Annotated in this window: 15 protein-coding genes and 1 tRNA gene; 3 read left to right on the top strand and 13 right to left on the bottom strand. The window is 68.3% G+C overall.

What is annotated here, in order from left to right; all coding sequences use genetic code 11:
* The 12 genes from VM221_08515 to VM221_08460 form a co-directional block, all read right to left on the bottom strand.
* A partial coding sequence (locus tag VM221_08515; GenBank protein HUT74862.1) for a transposase family protein occupies positions 1-264 on the bottom strand: 264 nt, incomplete at its 3' end.
* A gap of 98 nt (positions 265-362) precedes the next feature.
* Positions 363-890, bottom strand: coding sequence for a hypothetical protein (locus tag VM221_08510; GenBank protein ID HUT74861.1), 528 nt, complete (start codon positions 888-890; stop codon positions 363-365).
* Between the two features lie 69 nt (positions 891-959).
* Positions 960-2045: an SGNH/GDSL hydrolase family protein gene (locus tag VM221_08505; protein ID HUT74860.1), complete on the bottom strand. Its 1086-nt coding sequence runs from the start codon at positions 2043-2045 to the stop codon at positions 960-962.
* Positions 2046-2240: 195 nt separating this feature from the next.
* Positions 2241-3230, bottom strand: coding sequence for a bifunctional oligoribonuclease/PAP phosphatase NrnA (locus VM221_08500; protein HUT74859.1), 990 nt, complete (start codon positions 3228-3230; stop codon positions 2241-2243).
* Complete coding sequence (gene rbfA, locus VM221_08495) at positions 3193-3588, bottom strand: 30S ribosome-binding factor RbfA (GenBank protein HUT74858.1); 396 nt, start codon at positions 3586-3588, stop codon at positions 3193-3195. The genes VM221_08500 and rbfA overlap by 38 nt, the downstream gene beginning before the upstream one ends.
* Before the next feature lie 8 nt (positions 3589-3596).
* Positions 3597-3881 (bottom strand): DUF503 domain-containing protein, encoded by a 285-nt coding sequence (locus VM221_08490; protein ID HUT74857.1) that lies wholly within the window; start codon positions 3879-3881, stop codon positions 3597-3599.
* Positions 3882-3950: 69 nt separating this feature from the next.
* On the bottom strand, positions 3951-6269 hold the full coding sequence (gene infB / locus VM221_08485; protein ID HUT74856.1) for a translation initiation factor IF-2: 2319 nt from the start codon (positions 6267-6269) through the stop codon (positions 3951-3953).
* A 46-nt stretch (positions 6270-6315) separates the two neighbouring features.
* Positions 6316-6639, bottom strand: coding sequence for a YlxR family protein (locus VM221_08480; protein HUT74855.1), 324 nt, complete (start codon positions 6637-6639; stop codon positions 6316-6318).
* On the bottom strand, positions 6623-8026 hold the full coding sequence (gene nusA / locus VM221_08475; protein HUT74854.1) for a transcription termination factor NusA: 1404 nt from the start codon (positions 8024-8026) through the stop codon (positions 6623-6625). Before nusA ends, VM221_08480 begins: the two co-directional genes overlap by 17 nt.
* A 521-nt stretch (positions 8027-8547) precedes the next feature.
* Positions 8548-9915 (bottom strand): HD-GYP domain-containing protein, encoded by a 1368-nt coding sequence (locus VM221_08470; protein HUT74853.1) that lies wholly within the window; start codon positions 9913-9915, stop codon positions 8548-8550.
* A gap of 307 nt (positions 9916-10222) precedes the next feature.
* Positions 10223-10299, bottom strand: a tRNA-Lys gene (locus VM221_08465).
* Positions 10300-10334: 35 nt separating this feature from the next.
* Positions 10335-10676, bottom strand: coding sequence for a hypothetical protein (locus tag VM221_08460; GenBank protein HUT74852.1), 342 nt, complete (start codon positions 10674-10676; stop codon positions 10335-10337).
* A 489-nt stretch (positions 10677-11165) separates the two neighbouring features.
* Here VM221_08460 and VM221_08455 point away from each other — a divergent pair, with 489 nt between their 5' ends.
* Positions 11166-13283: a hypothetical protein gene (locus tag VM221_08455; GenBank protein HUT74851.1), complete on the top strand. Its 2118-nt coding sequence runs from the start codon at positions 11166-11168 to the stop codon at positions 13281-13283.
* A 97-nt stretch (positions 13284-13380) separates the two neighbouring features.
* Entirely contained in the window at positions 13381-14553 is a 1173-nt protein-coding gene (locus tag VM221_08450; GenBank protein ID HUT74850.1) for an AGE family epimerase/isomerase, read from the top strand.
* A gap of 45 nt (positions 14554-14598) precedes the next feature.
* Here the strand turns inward: VM221_08450 and VM221_08445 are convergent, their stop codons facing one another.
* Positions 14599-15960, bottom strand: a complete 1362-nt coding sequence (locus tag VM221_08445; protein HUT74849.1) for a sulfatase — start codon at positions 15958-15960, stop codon at positions 14599-14601.
* A 241-nt stretch (positions 15961-16201) separates the two neighbouring features.
* On the opposite strand from VM221_08445, the gene VM221_08440 reads away from it, so the two are divergent.
* The coding region (locus VM221_08440) for a hypothetical protein (protein HUT74848.1) at positions 16202-16950 on the top strand (749 nt) is incomplete at its 3' end.

The following is a 16950-nucleotide window of genomic DNA, read 5'->3' as shown; positions in this document are numbered from 1 at the left end:
CTCGGTGACGGCAATGGAGCCGTGCTGCCCCACCGCGCCGAAGCGCTGCTTGAATCCCCAGCGTTCCTTCAATTCAGCGAAGGTGGCGCTCGTGAACACTGACTCCTGGTCGGTGATGATGTACTTGGGCGCGCCGCAGCGGGCAAAGGCTGATTCGAGCGCGGTCGTTACCCAGCCCCTTCGACTGCGCTCAGGACAGGCGGCGTTGGGGCCGTCCAGCCCTTCGACGTAGCTCAGGACAGGCGCGCAGGTCGTGGTCACCATGCGCGAGTAGTGATCTATCCCGACCAGGACCCACGTGGGCCAGATATGCCAGCGTCGCCGTGCAAGCCGCAGGCGAGGTCGTAGGCGGAATGCGCAGCTCACCAACTGAAGGTGAGGGCGGCTGAGACGCCCGTGTTAGGCGGCATTCCCCCGTCACGGTAGCGCACTTGCACCCCGACCGGGGCCTTGACGGTGCCGGCGATGACCTCCCAGCCGATCCGCGTATTGCTGTCGAAGCGAACCCCGTAGCCGAGGTCCACGTCTTTGTCAACCAGCCAGCCGATCCCCGCCCCGAGGTAGCTCTTGCCGTCGCGGCTGCGAACCGCGCGCCCGATGGTAGCCGCCCACGTGGTAACGTCAACCTTGGCGGCGGCCCGCGCGGGCCCCGGCTGCGGCGGCGTGTAGAAGACGGTGGCGTCGTAGAGACCCAGCTCCACGCTGGTGTACCAGTTGCGCGGGGCCAGGTGGAAGTAGCTGATGGCCCAGCCGGGATCGGGGTCGAAGTCGGGCGTCTTCTCGGTGATGAGGTAGGCGCCGAGACCGACCTGGTCAATGGCCTCGGCCTGCTTGGCGCAGGCGCACCCGGCGGCCAGCGCGATGATGAGAACGGCAAGCGCGATCTTCACGGTTTGCGGCCTCCCTAGTTGTTTTGCCTCGCCCTACGTTTCGCTGCAAGCGATTGGATTCCTGCGCGATCATCCTTCGAGGAGCAAGATCCGCCGGAGCTGGGGCGCCAACCCCTGGGCCATCATCTGGAAGCCGACGTTGGAGGGATGCGCGCCATCGCTGTAGGCGAGATCCGCGCCGAAGGGGATGAGCGCGTTGCCGTCTATGAAATGGAGGTTTCGGTCGCCCGCGCGCCGGGCCCGTAGGTAGCCTCGCATGACTATGTCGCGCAGCTCTTCATGCCGGCGCATCCCCTCCGCCGCGAGACAGTCTTCGGTGAACACCACTCTGCTCAGCAGGGCGATCGGCGTCTGCGGGTGGGCCGCGCGCAGGATGCGGACAAATCGTGGCAGGGTATGGCGTAGGCGCGCGGCGTCGGCGTTGGCCACGTAGTCGAGGACGTAGAGTCGGGCGTTGATCTGAGCCACCAACCGCGCCATCTCGGGCTCTCCCCGGCCGTTCCCGGAGAACCCCAGGTTGATGGTTTCCAGGTTGAGCATGCGACCCAGGATGGAGACGAAGTCCGCACCCGGATTGTGGGCGCAGCCGCCCTGGGTGATGGAGGTGCCGTAGAAGACGACTGGTTGGTCGTGAGCGAGCGGACTGGGGGGTGCCAAGCAAGCGCCGCGAGAGACGCCAAGCTCGAGCATCTCCAGGCCGTTGTAGAGCGGCAGGTAGAGGGCATAGTCCCGCATGCTCGCGGACCTGCCGCTGAAGATCTCACGCTCGAACTCCAGTGCGTCAACCTCGGGAAAGGCCACGCCCGCGGGGCGCATATTGTAGGGAGCGCCCGCGTATAGGGCGAGGCCGCTGTGTCCGCTCGTCGGCATATGGGCAAAGGGCACCCGTTCCTGCAGCTTGGCGCGCACATGCATGCGGGTGGTGTCGCTGCGAAAGCACAGGTTCGCTCCCGCCGGACATTGCGCCAGCGCCCACACCGCATCGCGCACCTGCCCCTGTGCCTGCACCGGCAGGCGGCAGAAGCTTCGTCCGTTCTGCTCGTACCACCACAGACCGCGCACGGCTAGCCGTGCGTCGGTGGCGGCTAACCACTGCACGGCGCCGTCGTCGCCCGAGCGCGCCCTACCGCCGTCGCTGCTCACCCGCTTGGCCACAGACTCGCACCTCCCGAACTTCGTTCCCGGCGTAGGATTCCTGCTGCCTTCGCTACCGCACCTGCGTTCATCACCACAAGCGACCGGTTCGGGGGTTCCCAGCCCCCCGATCGACAAGTCGCACGCCGGGAGGGCGCCGCGCTCCTAGCGAGTATCCCGCGGCTAGGCCGTGGCGGTCGCTTGTGACCTAGCCACTTATCGTCCATCGCGCCCGCCCGGCGCTCCCGCCTCCCCCGCGAGAACTTCACGCACCGCTTGCAGCACCCGCCGCTGCGCCGCCGCGAGCGGCCCCGGCACCGTGCAGCCCGCGGCATTGACGTGGCCGCCGCCGCCCAGATGCAAAGCGACTTCCCCGACGTCGGTCGCGCCCTGCGAGCGCAGGCTGACCCTGACCGCGCCGTCGGGGAGCCCGATGAAGAGCGCCGCGACCTGCGCCGCCCTCACCGCGCGCAAGTAGTCTATGATGCCCTCGGTCTCGTCGGGGGGGCTGCCCGCGCGGCGGAAATCGTCCGGGGTGAGGGTGGAGAAGACGACGCGCGCGTCGTCCGCCTGGCGCATGCGCCCCAAGGCGATCCCCAGCAGCTTGCTGGCGGAAAAGGACTTGCTCTCGTACACTTCGCGGTAAACGCGCACGGGGTTGGCGCCTGCGCGCACCAGGCGCGCGGCGATGCGCAGGGCGCGGGGGGAGGTATTGGCGTAGCAGAAGCGACCGGTGTCGGTGATGATGGCGGTGTAGAGGCAGGTGGCGATGTCGTCGTCGAGCGGCACGCCCAAGCCGACCAGCAGGCGGTAGATCATCTCCCCGGTGGCGGCGGCGGTGGGGTCCACCCAGCGCAAGTGGCCGAACGCCTTCTCGGTCGCGTGGTGGTCAATATCTATGATGGTGCAGGTCGGCCCCAGCTTGGGCCCCAGCCCGCCAATCCGGTCGAGGCCGTCGGCGTCCACCGCGATGGCGAGGGTGGGTGGCCGCGGCGGGGGCTCAGCCGCGACGCGCGCCGCGCCAGGCAGGAAGCGATAGGTGGCGGGCACGGGATCGGCGCACAGGGGAAAAGCCCGCAGCCCTGCTCGTTCCAGGCCCAGGGCGAGGCCGAGCATGGAGCCCAAGGCGTCGCCGTCGGGGTTGACGTGGGTCAGCACCAGACAGCGGTCATGACGCCGAATCGCGGTCGCTATGGTCTGAATCATCCGGGGAGGGCGGGGACTCACGCTTCACCTGGTCGAGCAGTTGGTAGATGCGCGCGCCGTGGGCGAGGGAGACATCGTGGCGGAACTCGAGGTCGGGCACATAGCGCAGGCGCAGGTGGCGGCCGATCTCACGGCGCACGAAACCGGTGGCGCGCTCCAGCACCTCCAGGGTGGCGCGGGCCTCATCGTCGCTGCCGAAGACGCTGACGAAGACGCGCGCGCGGCGCAGGTCCGGGGTGACCTCGACGTCGGTGATGCTGACCATGCCGATGCGGGGGTCTTTGAGCCCGCGCCCGATGATGCGGCTGATCTCCTCCCGCAGCAGTCGCGCTGCGCGCTCCTGGCGCTGGACGGTCATGGCACACCTCACAGCATCTCGATGCGGTAGCTCACCACTAGCGCCCGGGGCTCCGACTCCACCAGGTCAATTGCTTTCTCCAGCACCGCGTGCACGAACGCCTGGTCGTTGGCTACCGCGCACAGCGCGAGGGTGGACCGGTGCGACGAATCGAGATGGTCAACCTCCGCCGCGGCGAGGTTGAAGCGCGCGCGCAGGCGATCGAGTAGCCCCTTGATCACCTGGCGCTTGTCCTTGAGCGTACGGCCGTCGGTGACCTCGAGTTCGACCGTGCCGGCGCCGATGAACCACATGGCGTGACCGCCTGGGGGCGCGCTGCGCGCTCCCACCTTCGCCGTCCGCAGCCGCCGCGGGGAGCGCGCCTACACCACCTCGCGGCGCACCTCGCGCACGGTGAAGCCCTCGATGACGTCCCCGGGCTCGAAATCGTTGAAGCCGGCGATGCCGATGCCGCACTCGAAGCCCGCACTCAGCTCGCGCACGTCGTCCTTGAGGTGACGCAGGGAATCGAGCTTGCCCTCGCGGATCATCTCTCCACCTCGAAGCACGCGCACATCGGCGCCGCGCTGCAACGTGCCCTCGGCGATGTAGCAGCCGGCGATGGTGCCCAGGCGCGAGATCCTGAACAGCGCGCGCACCTCGGCGCGTCCCAGCAGCACCGTCTCGTACTCGGGCGCGAGCATGCCCGTCATCGCCGCTTTGACGTCGTCGAGCAGGTCGTAGATCACCTGATAGATGCGCACGTCCACGCCTTGCTCCTGGGCGACCTCGCGCGCCGCGGACTCGATGTTGACGTGGAAGCCGATAATCACCGCCCGCGACGCCTGCGCGAGCATGACGTCGGAATCGGAGATGTCGCCGACGCCGGCGTGGAGCAGGCGCACCCGCACCTCGGGGTGCTCGATGCTGCGCAGCGACTCGGAGATCGCCTCCACCGAGCCCTGCACGTCGGCCTTGAAAATGACATTGAGTTCCTTGACCTCGCCCGCCTGGATGCGCTGGTAAAGGTCCTCCAGGCTCAGGCGGCTGGCGGTCTGCATCCGGTCGGCGCGGTGCCGCTCCTGGCGCGAGGAGGCGACTTGTTTGGCGCCGCGCTCGCCCTCGATCACCTCCACTAGGTCGCCGGCCTCGGGCACGGAGTCGAAGCCCATGATCACCACCGGCGCCGCCGGCCCCGCCTGCTCCAGCGCCGACCCGGTATCGTCGAGCATGGCGCGCACCTTGCCTACCGCCAGACCCGCAACCACCGAGTCGCCCGTGCGCAGCGTGCCGCTGCGCACCAGTGCTGTCACCAGCGGCCCCACGCGCCGGTCCAGCTCCGCTTCGATAACGGTCGCGGTGGCGGGAGCGCTGGGATCACCTTTCAGTTCCTGCATGTCGGCAACCAGCAAGATCAGGTCCAGCAACTGCGGAATGCCGGTGCCGTTGAGCGCCGAGATATTCGCGAAGACGGTATCGCCCCCCCACTCTTCGGGTGTCAGCCCCTGTTCCGCCAGCTGCTGGCGCACGCGGTCCGGGTTGGCCTGCGGCCGGTCTATCTTGTTGACCGCGACGATGATGGGCACGCCCGCCGCCCGCGCGTGGTTGATGGCTTCGATGGTCTGGGGCATGACGCCGTCATCGGCGGCCACCACCAGCACCGCGATGTCAGTGACATTGGCGCCGCGCGCGCGCATGGCGGTGAACGCCTCGTGTCCCGGGGTGTCAACGAAGGTGATACCGCGGTCGTTGACCTGCGCCCGGTAGGCGCCGATGTGCTGGGTGATACCGCCCACTTCCTGCTCGGTGACGCGCGTGTTGCGGATGGCGTCGAGGAGCGTGGTCTTGCCGTGGTCAACGTGCCCGAGCACGGTGACCACCGGCGGACGCGGCGCCAGGCGGGCGCTCGGCGCCTGCGCCTCGGCCGCCTGCAGCGCTTCGGTGGTGGGCTCCTCGATGGTGACCTCGCGCCCGAGCTGGGCGCCGATGCGGGCGAGCAGTTCCGGCTCGATGATCTTGTTGAGGCTGGCGACGATGCCCATGTCGAGCAGCGCGTCCAGCAGGCGCGCGGGCTCGGTCTGCAGCAGTCCCGCGAAGTCCCGGACCGACATCGGCACCGACACGCTTACGGGCTGGCGACTGGGCTTGGGTTTGGCGGCTTCCTGCTCGGGCTTGGGCTTGACCCGCGCCCGGCGCCGGATGGTAGGCAGCCGCCGCGGCGGAACGCGCAGCCGCACCGGGGTCTGGAGCGCGCCCGCGCCCACTTCCCTGGGGCGACGTTGCTCAGTCGCGCGCAGCAGCGGCGCGACCACCTTACTGACCTTGGGTTCGGCGGCCCGCTTGGGAGCGGCGGGCGTGGCCGCCGGCGCGTGCTTGGGCTTGACTGCCCGCCCCTCGCGCTCGACCGCCTTCCCCGCCAGGGCCGCCTTCGAGATCTTGCGCACCACCGGCGGGGCTTCGACGGCAGGTGCTTGCGCCGGTGCGGTCGGCGCGGCGGCGGCGGCTGGCGCCGCGGGCGGAGCGGCCGCCTCCAACCGCGCCTTGATCTTGGCGCCCTGCCCCACCTTGTCGGCGACTCGTAGGACGTCCGCGTCCTTGAGGTTGGAGCTCACGGTGCGCACGCGAATGCCAAGCTCGTCCAGCGTCGCCTTGAGCTTCGGCAGGGGCATTCTCAGCTCTTTGGATAGCTCGATAACCTTCATATCTGCTCGCGGCAGCGGGCGCGTTGGCCGCCTGGCTGCGACGCGTCTAGCCGGCGCCCGCCTCCGGCCCCGGGGGTGCGCCCGCGGCCTGCATCATCTGCTGCGCGGCCTGCACCGGCAGCGGCTGACCCAGCGCGCGCGGCAGGGCCTGCTTGCGCACAGCCGCATCAACGCATTCCCGGCGCCGGCACACGTATGCTCCGCGCCCCGCCGCCTTGCCGGTGGGATCCACCCCGATCTCGCCCTCCGGCGTGCGCACCACCCGCATCAGCTCCGATTTCGGCTGCACCGTGCGGCATGCGACACACCGCCGCAGCGGAACATGGCGCCCCATCGGCGATTCCTTCTCCGCCTCAATCGTCCCGTTCATCGGCGGCAGCGGCCGCTGCCAGATCCGACCCCTGGCCGGCCTCCGGCGCGGACGGTGCAGCCGCCTGCTCGGGGTCCGATGACTGCTCGTCGCTCGTCGCCGCGCCCACCGCCGCTGGTGCCGCAGCCTGGTCAGAGACCGGCTCTCCCGCCTCAGGTTCACGGGCCTCGGCGGCCTCCTCCGCAGCGGTGTCAGGCGCAGGCTTCTCCTGGTGTTCGATCCCGATCAGGAACTCGGCGGGCGTCTCGCCCACTTCCTCGGCGCCGACCAGCCCCTCTGCCTGCTCGCCCTCCTCGCCGGGCGCGGCGATGCGCACCCGCGCCTCCTCTTCGGCGTACAGCGCCTCTTCCATCTCGGCGATCTGAGATTCGCTGCGGATATCTATGCGCCAGCCGGTGAGGCGCGCCGCCAGCCGCACGTTCTGTCCTTCCTTGCCGATGGCCAGCGACAACTGGTTGTCGGGGACGATGACGGTCGCGGTCTTGTGGTCCTCGTCCACGCGCACTTCGTTGACGCGCGCGGGGCTGAGGGCGCTACCCAGGTAACGCGCCATGTCATCGCTCCAGCGCACGATGTCTATCTTCTCCCCGCGCAGCTCGTCCACCACCGACTGTACGCGGCTGCCGCGATGCCCGACGCACGCGCCCACGGGGTCAACATTCTCCTGGCGCGAGTGCACCGCGATCTTGGAGCGCAGACCCGCCTCGCGCGCGATCGCCTTGATCTCCACCACGCCGTCGTGGACCTCGGGCACCTCGAGCTCGAACAGCCGACGCAGCAGCCCCGGATGGCTGCGCGACACCAGCACGTGCGGCGTCTTGGTGGTGCGCTTGACCTCGACCACATAGACCTTCAGGCGCTCCCCGAAGCGGCAGGAGTCGGAGGGCACCTGCTCCGACGCCGGCAGCAGCGCCTCGATCTTGCCCACGCCGATGAACACCGATCGCCCCGAGCGCCGCTGGACGATGCCGGTGACGACCTCACCCGCGCGGTCCGCGAACTCGGAGAAGATGATCTCGCGCTCCGCCTCGCGGATGCGCTGCACTACTACCTGCTTGGCGGTCTGGGCGGCGATGCGCCCGAAGTTCTCCGGCGTGACCTCGATGTCCAGACTCTCCCCCACCTGGATGCCGTCGTCGAGCTTGCGCGCCTCCTCGATCGCCATCTCGACGTGGGGGTCCTCGACCTTCTCCACCACCAGCTTGCGCGCGTAGATGCTAGCGCGCGAGTCCTCCCAGTCAATCTCGACGTGGATCTCGCCCGCCGAGCCGTAGTGCTTGCGATAGGCGGAGACCAGAGCCGCCTCGAGGATCTCCTCGAGCGTCGCCAGCGGGATGTCCTTTTCCTTCTCTATGTCTCGTAGGGCCTGTACGAAATCCATGTTCATCGCCCCACGCTCCTTAACGCTAAAGAGTGGGAGCAGTCCCACTCTTCGGTCGCGTGCGCTAACAGCCGACTACCCTCGGAGTATAGCACATTACGTCGGCCTTGACAAGGTTGCCAGCCCTTCATCCGCGTGCCCTTCATCCTGGCTCGGATGGCGTTGACTGAACGCCTCGCATTTCTCCCACAGCCGGTCCCTCAGGCTCGCCCACGGCGCTGCGGAACAGCAGGCACCACCCGGTGGCGTCGGTGAAGGCATCCTCGATGTCGCGGGTGCTCAAGCCCCGGGCGTACATCTCGATCACCAGTTGCCGGAGCACCTCGCGGTGGTCGCCCCGGACGCGATTGGCGGACCGAAGCGGAGGCGCCGGATGATCCGCAGAACGTCGCCAAGACGCTGCAAGGGGCACCAAGGCAGACACCTGGCAAACATGTCGTGGCGCTGGAAGCTCCCGTGGTGCAGGCCCCGCAGGCGTGGTTTGGATTCGGGAGGCAGCGCACGCCGCGGGCTACGGGAGGCCCATATCAGGTGAGGGAATCTACTCCGGCGTAGCGGTACCGCGGTGCGGTTGCGGCGATCGCCAGGTACCGGTCAATGTCGCTGGCAAGCGTCCACGACTGTTCGACCGCGGTGATCTCCCTGGCAGCGGTATCGGGGTTGGACTGCGCAAGATCCAACAGGCGGGGCTCCGCCATGGCGACGCCGACATAATCGCAGATGATGAGCACCGTCGGGCGCCGGATTGCTTCCGGATTGACTCTGGTCACGACCGCGGTTTCTCCGGTGTTCAGCCGGACCGCGCTCCCGACCGGGAAAAGCCCCACTGATCTGATGAACGCGCGCACGAGATCGGGATCGAAGCCCCTCCCCGACTGCTCGAGGATGGTACGCATAGCTTCCTGATGCGGGATTGCCCCGTGGTAAGGGCGCGCGCTGGTCATGGCGTCGTAGACGTCGGTAATGGCGACGACGCGGCCGGCGAGCGAGATGCGGCCCTTTGCCAGGCCGCAGGGGTAGCCACTGCCGTCCAGGCGTTCGTGGTGCTCGCCGATGGCGCTCAGCGCCGCCTCGGGTATGTCGTGAGACGATCCCGCAATCTGAATCCCGGCCAGCGGATGCTGCCGGACCAGTTCCCACTCTCGGCCATCCAAGGCCCCCGGCCTGTGCAGCAATTCGGCGGGCAGGCGCACCTTTCCGATGTCGTGCAGCAGCGCTCCCAGCCCGATGTGTTCGGCCACGCCCGCCGCGTCGGTTTCCTGCGCCAGCATGACGGCCAGCACGCAGCTATTGATGGAGTGAGTATAAGTGTAGTTGTCGGTGCTCTTGAGGCGCACGAGACTGGCCAGAGCGGTCTGGTTGCGGCGCAAGCTGGCGATGACCGCGCGCACCGCATTCCGCGCCGGCCGCAGTTCCAGGGCACGCCCCGCGCGGGATTCCTCGATGAGGTCGGCGAATCGGCGCATCGCCTCGGAGCGGATGGCCCGGGCCGCGGCGATCTCGCCAGCGAAAGGCCGGATCTCTTCCGGGGGCGGCAAGTCGGCCAGCGGGTCGCTGACAAGGGGGGGTGAAGCCGCCTCAGGTGTGGGCACGCCTTCGGCGGGTGGTCGCGCAATCCCAAGCGCGCGCTGGCGTTGGGCGATGGCCGCGGCTAGTGCGGGGGGCGCATAATCGGAGAAGATGACGTCGCTGCGGAGCAGCCGCTCGAGCTGCGCTTGAGTCGCTACGCGCTCGCCACGCGCAAACAGCAGCACCCGCTCGGTGAACGCGTGGCACGGCATGACGCGACCGATCGCCAGAGCCGGCGCGGCCGGTCTCGCGCTCTCTTCAGTTGTGCGGGCCGAATCTGCATCGTCGAACGGCATCGAGGTCCGTCCCCCCAGGTCCGAATGCATGCCCCAGGCTCGTATCACCACCCGCGCAGGCGAGTGCGTCACTACTCCGTATTCCACGTTCACAGCGTGTTTCTGACTCGTTACCACAGTTAGCGATCTCTGCATGAAGAATGCAATACTCAAGGGAACAGGGAAGGAAGGTCAGATTGGTGGAAGCACCAGCGGATCCGGGGTTGAGAGCGGCCCGGTTCGGCCACGACTTCGCCCAGAGTCTCCGCCAGTCCCAGCGGTTCGTCGGGCAGCCCAGCGACAATCGCTGGCAGGCTGAGGCGCGCTCCAGGGACGGGCTATTCGTTCCGTATCGGGATGGTGGGCCGTGCAGGACTCGAACCTGCCGCCCCCGGATTAAAAGTCCGGTGCTCTAACCTGATGAGCTAACGGCCCACCTTGGCAGAGTTTAGCACGGCTCCCGGGGTCGGTCAACGCTGGGTGGGGGGGGCGCTCGCTTGGTTCCCCCGCCACAGGTGCTGTCCGATCCAGCCGCCCATCGCCGCCGCCAGCAGGATAAGAAACCCGCCCAGCGCGATCAACGGGTGATAGAGTGCCGCCGGCACAGGTCTGGACCCGGTGGTCAACATCAGGCCCAGGCACGCCGCGACCGCCACCACCGCCCACAGCGCAGCGCGCTTTTGCGCCGCGACGCCGATCACCAGCCCGGCGGCGAAGCTCGCCGCGGCCAGCCACAGCACCACCGCCACCAGGTGGTGACCCTGTGAAAGCAGCAGCGCCTCGCGCACCGCCGGCCCGGGCAGCGGAGCCATCTCACCTCCGTACAGTCCATTGGTTGGTCGCTCGCGCTCGCACCATACAGCCGATGCAGCGGTGAGCACTGTCACCGCCACCGGCAAGCGTGCGATCGCAATCGCAGATGCAGACCTGCTCAACGTCAGCCGCTCCCGCCGTCTGCTCAGGACAAGGATTTCGACTTCGGCCCGGCGGCGCGTCATACCTGCCGCGGGCCCGAGTTTCGCCGGCGCATGATCTCGCCCTCGCCGCGGCCGAGCAGGTTCCTGCGATGTAAGATAGGTGGTGCGGGCTTCGGGTTGGAGGGGCAGGTCGGTCGAGCATGCTCCACACTGATGCGGCAGGTTCGGCCTGCGGAAGGTCGAGGGCTGAGGCAACTGGCGCCCAATCATCTTACGCCGTCAAGAGGAGGAGGCCGGCATCGCACGCGGAAACCTAAGGGTGACCGGGGTTGCTCCCGCGATGCGAGCGCAGGTGCAGCAGCCCCGCAAAGGAGACGCTGCATCGTGGACGTGAACCTCTTCCTGGCTTGCCGCAAGGATAACGACCTGTATGGGGTGCTGAAGGCCAACGGGGTCCCCTGCAGGCGCTTCGTCAGCCCCAGCCGCGCCGTCCAGGCGGCTCCGGAGGGCGCGGGGGTGATGGTGCTGGCAGACGGTTACCCGCAGGTCGCAACCCCGATACCTCGCGGCCTCTACGCCGCGGCCGCGAAGAAGAAACAGCGGATGTATGTCGAGTTCCCCGCCGCGCTGCCCGGGGCAGCCATGGCGGCGCCGCGCGAGACCACGTGGGAACGCGCCGTCGTCGCCTCCGACGCGTTTGCGCCCGGCCTGGAGCGGCTGCGCATCGTGGCGATTCACGGCTGCCGGTTCGTCCCCGCGCACGCAGAGAACCCGCACCTGGTCGTCGCGCGCGTGGCCGGATTCGACCACGCCGTCTACGGCCTGCCGCCCGAGGTCTTCCCAATCCTCTACGAGCATGAGTGCGGCAGCCTTCTGGTATCCACGACCAAGCTCAGCCAGTTCGTGACCGCCCGCTACGCGCCGGTCGAGGCGTGGCGGACCGTGTGGCAGTGGATTCTGGGCTGGGTCACGGGCCAGACGCCCGCTGCAGCCCTGAACTGGATTCCGTCGGTGCGCCCTGCATACGGGTCGAATGACGCCCTGCCCGAGGAGGTCGAGATGCAGGCCTTCCGCCGAGGGGCGGAGTGGTTCTGGAAGTCCAAGCTATTCGTACATCCGGACTGGGAGAAGAGCGTGCAGCGCAGGCTCGGGCGGTGCGCCGCGGAGCCCGACTCGCCTGACGCGCTGCGGCTGGAAGCACCCGTCGAATGTCCCGTCGGCGACGGCTCCCACGGCATGCTGGAGGGCGCCAGCGCCAAGATCCATGCCGACGGCTCCCAGGACTGGAGCGGGTCGCTGCGCAACGATTGTATCGGCGAAGGCTCCATGGCCATGGCCTTCAGCGGGACCATCTCGCGCCGGGCCGAGGACCTCGCCGTCGCGGCTAATCTGAGTGACTACATCTACTTCACTTCGCCCATCGCCCAGGGCCCGCGCGCCGATCCGGCGAGCGCGGACTACGGCCTGCTCCATTGGTTCGCGGCACTGGGCAGCCAGGGCGTATATTACGGCGATGACAACGCGCGCTCGATGCTCGGCACCATCGCGACCTCCGCGCTGCTGCGCGCCGACCGCTGGGACGAGGGGCTGCTGAAGTGCATGCTGGCGAACTTGCGGACGACCGGCCCGCTGGGCTTCCGCAGCGACCGCCTGGACCAGCAGCCGCTGCAAGCGAACGGGTGGCGGCACTACTGGACCGACGCCCGCACGCACTTCGCGCCGCACTACGAGAGTTGGCTCTGGGCGTGCCTGCTGTGGGCATACGCGCGCACCGGCTTTGAGCCGTTCCTCGAACGGCCGCGGACCGCCATCCGGCTGACCATGGAGGCTTACCCCCACCAGTGGCGGTGGACGAACGGCATCCAGCAGGAGCGCGGGCGGATGCTGCTGCCCTTGGCGTGGCTGGTGCGCGCCGACGACACTGACGAGCACCGACAATGGCTGCGATCAATGGCGCAGGACCTGCTCAACGGCCAGGATGCATGTGGAGCGATCCAAGAGGAAGTAGGCTCACCCGGCACGGGCAGATACGAGCCCCCCCGCTCGAACGAGGAATACGGCACCCGCGAGGCGCCGCTCATCCAGACCAACGGCGATCCGGCGTGCGACTTGCTCTACACCACCAACTTCGCGTTCGTCGGGCTGCACGAGGCGGCGGCGGCGACGGGCGAACCGCTATACGCGGAAGCCGAGGAGCGGCTCGCGAAGTTCCTGTGCCGCATCCAGGTGCGTTCGGAGCGGCATCCCGAGCTCGACGGCGCGTGGTTCCGCGCCTTTGACTTCAGGCGCTGGGAGTACTGGGCGAGCAGCGCGGACCTCGGCTGGGGGGCGTGGAGCATCGAATCCGGATGGACGCAGGCGTGGATCACCTCCATCCTCGCGCTGCGGCACATGGGAACATCGCTGTGGGAGCTGACGGCGAGCAGCGCCATCCGCAAGCATCTCCGGGAACTGGTGGCGGTGATGCTCCCGGAGTGCCTGCCCCCGGCCGCCGCGGCATAGGGTGACGCTCTCCACGGGGCGGCGCTGCTTTCCCGGCTCTCCGCGGCGACGCGCCGCACGACGAGCTGGATATCGGCCCCGGCTGCGAGGTGACAAGATGAGTGCGTTCGGCGACCAGGCGCAGCAGTACCTGGGCAACCTGCTGGAGGACGTGCTGCCGTTCTGGCAGCGGCACTCGCTGGACCGCGAGTGCGGGGGGTACTTCACCTGCCTCGACCGCAAGGGGGAGGTCTACGACACCGACAAGTTCGTCTGGCTTCAGGCGCGCCAGGTTTGGACCTTTTCCATGCTCCACAACCGGCTGGAGCGCCGGCCCGAATGGCTCGACATCGCACGCCTCGGCGCCGACTTCTTGCGCGAGCACGGCATGGATGCCGAGGGCAACTGGTACTTCGCCTTGGACCGACAGGGCCATCCCCTGGTCCAGCCCTACAACATATTCTCCGACTGTTTTGCGGCCATGGCGTTCAGCCAGTATGCGCTAGCCACGGGCGACGAGGTCGCGAAGCGGATTGCGCTGCAGACGTATCACAACGTCTGGCGCCGCAAGGACGACCCCAAGGGGAGATACTCGAAAGCGGCGCCGGGCGCGCGCCCGCTCAAGCCCTTCGCCATACCCATGATACTGTCCAACCTGACCCTGGAACTGGAGTGGCTGCTCGATGACCAGGAAGCGGCGCGCCTGATAGACAAATGCGTGGAAGAAGTCATGACCCGGTTCGTTGACCGCGAGCGGGGCCTGGTATTCGAGCACGTGTTCGCGGATGGATCCCACTGCGACTGCTTCGACGGCCGGCTCATCAACCCGGGGCACGGCCTGGAGGGCATGTGGTTCATCATGGAGGTCGCCGCCCGCAAGCAGGACCGACGGTTGATTGACACTTGCGTTGATCTTGCGCTGCGCATCGCCGACTTCGGCTGGGACCGACAGTACGGGGGGATCTTCTATTTCCTCGATGCAGAGGGCAAGCCTCCCCAGCAGCTCGAGTGGGATCAGAAGCTGTGGTGGGTGCACCTGGAGGCGCTGATCGCAATGGCGATGGGCTACCAGCTGACGGGCCGCGAAGAGTGCCGGGAATGGTACGAGAAGGTGCACGAATACGCCTGGCGACATTACCCGGACCCGCCCCACGGCGAATGGTTTGGCTACCTCAATCGGCGCGGGGAAGTGCTCCTGGAGGCGAAGGGCGGCAAGTGGAAAGGGTGCTTTCACGTACCCCGGGCGCTTTACCGGTGCCACCGGTTGTTGGCGATGATGGAGGGCGCCTGAGCCGCGCAGGCAACCAACTGCGAATCGCCCGCGCAGCCGGCGGCGTCAGAACCGGCCCTCCGCCCACCGCTTGCCCAGCGTAGTGCCGTGGGTGGTGAGAGGATCGTGGTCGAGATGGTTACGCTCCAGCATGTCGGCGACGCAGCGCTCCAGTTCGGCTTCCATCTCGTCGGCGCGGTCGGGCTGCCCCGGGGCGAGGTCGTGCAGCTCGTCGGGGTCCGATGACAGATCGTACAGCTCGCGGCGGGGGCGACCATAGAGATCCGGCTCACGCGCCAGGATGAGCTTGCGCCGGTCCCGCAGCAGGCACCACTTGCACTGCCACGTGCATTCCGCGGCGACCACCCGTCCGTTCGGCGGCCCGGGCGTCCCCTCGCCCGTCAGCAGCGCCAGGATGCTTGCGCCCTCCATGGCCGCAGGGGCCTGCGCGCCCGCCGCCTCCAGCAGCGTCGGCGCCAGGCTGACCGTCTCCAGCAGTTCGTCGCGGCGCCGTCCAGGGGCGATGCGCCCCGGCCAGCGCGCGATGAAAGGCAGGCGCAGGTTGCCGTTGTAAAGCCCGTGGTGGTCGAAAAAGATGCCGTGGCGATACATCATCTCGCCGTGGTCGGCGGTGACGACGACCAGCGTGTCATCCGCGACGCCGCCGTCCTCCAGCGCCGACAGCAGGTCGCCTACCGCCTCGTCCACGTAGCGGATACAGGCGTCATAGAGGGCGACGACGTACTCCGCGTCCCGGACCTCGCGCCCGCCCCACAGCCGCCGCGACAGCGGCGCGAGCCAGGTCTCGCTCCACACATCGCCCAGCGGCGCGGTGCGCATGCCCTCCAGGGTGGTGAAGCGCGTCTCGGTGGGATCGCCGTCGTAGTAGCGGTGCCGCAGCCGCGCTGGAGGCTTGTACAGCGTGTGCGTGTCCCAGTAGTGCACGAGCAGAAAGAACGGCTCGCGCGCATGGGCGCGCACCCAGGGGAGGGCGCGGGAGTTGATGCCCTTGCACGACACGCTCAGCCGCAGCGGCGCGCGGTGACTGGGGTCAATGTAGAACTCGTAGCCGCGCGCGAACCACGGCCGCATGGAGTAGAGATTGTCAACCGCGCAGGTGACCAGTCCCGCCTGCTGCAGGTCTTCGGTGAAGAAGGGGCTGGCGGCGGGCAGCGCCTCCGCCCCGCCGTGGGAGATCACGCCGTGGGTGAGGGGATACTGGCCGCTGTAGATGGTGGCGAACGAAGGCTGGGTGGGGATGGCCGGCGTGAACCAGCGATCGAGCACCACCCCCTGGCGCGCGAGGGCGTCCAGGTTAGGGCTGGTGTCGCGCGGGTAGCCGTAGCAACCGAGGTGGTCCGCCCGCAGGCTGTCGAGAGCGATGAGTAGTATGTTCATGTGGAAGAGTGGAAGGTGAGGCGGCGGCATCTGCCGGCGTCCCGGGGAATGCTACTTCGGCGGGCGAGGGTGGATTCCTGCCAGCACACTTTGGGCTGTCGGCGCAGGAGAGCCGCCGCGGGTCGGAGAATCAACTAAGCAGGCGAAAGGAGGCGCGCAAGCGCATGACCAATACACAACTACTGGCCGCAGCGTTCGTGACGATTGCGGCGCTGGGCCGCAGCCCGGCGCCGGCCCCGTGGCGGCGCAGAGCGACACCGAGGATCCTCAAGTGACGGCGCCCGATACCTACGAGACCCACGCCAAGGGCATTCGCATCCTGCCCGGACAGTGGCGTCCCCACTATCGCTGGGAGCAGATCGCATGGGTCAGCCCCGCCTGGCCGAGCCAGGAATACCTGTGGCTCGACTTCCCCGAGGCGATCTTCACCGACCAGGGGCTGCTCTATCTGAGCGCTGTGAATCCCCCGCTGCCCATGTTGTTTTCGGACCTGCCCAAGGTGGAGTGGCGCGAGACGCCCGAGGGCATGACCTTCGAGCGCGAGCTCCCCAACGGCGTGCGCTTTGGCGGCAGCGTCACCCGCAAGGACCCCTCGACCGTCGCGCTCGAGCTTCACCTCACCAACGGCAGCGACCAAGCGCTTACCCGCATCAGCCTCCAGACCTGCTTGTTCCTGCGCGGCGTCAAGGAGTTCTCCGACTTCGCGCGCGACAACAAGTTCGTGCATGTCGCCGACTTGGGCTGGATCACCCTGACCCAGGCCCGCACCATCAAGCGCGAGGGCGCGCCCTATACCATCGGCTTCCGGGGCAAGGGCGAACCGGTGGCGGATTCGCCGGTCATCGTCTGCGTCTCCAACCAGACGCCCCGGCTGGTGGCGATGACCTGGTATGACGCGACCGCCTCCATGACCGGGAATCCGGGTCATCCGTGCATGCACGCCGACCCCAGATTCCCCGACCTCGCGCCCGGCGAAACCGCCTCGGTGCACGGCGAGGTCATCTTCTTCGAGGGCGCCCT

This window comes from Armatimonadota bacterium, from assembly GCA_035527535.1.
GTDB lineage: Bacteria > Armatimonadota > Hebobacteria.
Note: the sequence above shows the minus strand (reverse complement) of the source record. Positions and strands in the feature narration are given on the sequence as shown.

Bases quoted from the DNA above. Each gene is read 5' to 3' on its own strand.
- rbfA (HUT74858.1), bottom strand. From the start codon at position 3,588: ATGACCGTCCAGCGCCAGGAGCGCGCAGCGCGACTGCTGCGGGAGGAG.
- nusA (HUT74854.1), bottom strand. From the start codon at position 8,026: ATGAACATGGATTTCGTACAGGCCCTACGAGACATAGAGAAGGAAAAG.
- VM221_08445 (HUT74849.1), bottom strand. From the start codon at position 15,960: ATGCCGCCGCCTCACCTTCCACTCTTCCACATGAACATACTACTCATC.
- VM221_08480 (HUT74855.1), bottom strand. From the start codon at position 6,639: ATGAACGGGACGATTGAGGCGGAGAAGGAATCGCCGATGGGGCGCCAT.
- VM221_08500 (HUT74859.1), bottom strand. From the start codon at position 3,230: ATGATTCAGACCATAGCGACCGCGATTCGGCGTCATGACCGCTGTCTG.
- VM221_08490 (HUT74857.1), bottom strand. From the start codon at position 3,881: ATGTGGTTCATCGGCGCCGGCACGGTCGAACTCGAGGTCACCGACGGC.
- VM221_08450 (HUT74850.1), top strand. From the start codon at position 13,381: ATGAGTGCGTTCGGCGACCAGGCGCAGCAGTACCTGGGCAACCTGCTG.
- VM221_08470 (HUT74853.1), bottom strand. From the start codon at position 9,915: ATGCATTCGGACCTGGGGGGACGGACCTCGATGCCGTTCGACGATGCA.
- infB (HUT74856.1), bottom strand. From the start codon at position 6,269: ATGAAGGTTATCGAGCTATCCAAAGAGCTGAGAATGCCCCTGCCGAAG.
- VM221_08460 (HUT74852.1), bottom strand. From the start codon at position 10,676: ATGGCTCCGCTGCCCGGGCCGGCGGTGCGCGAGGCGCTGCTGCTTTCA.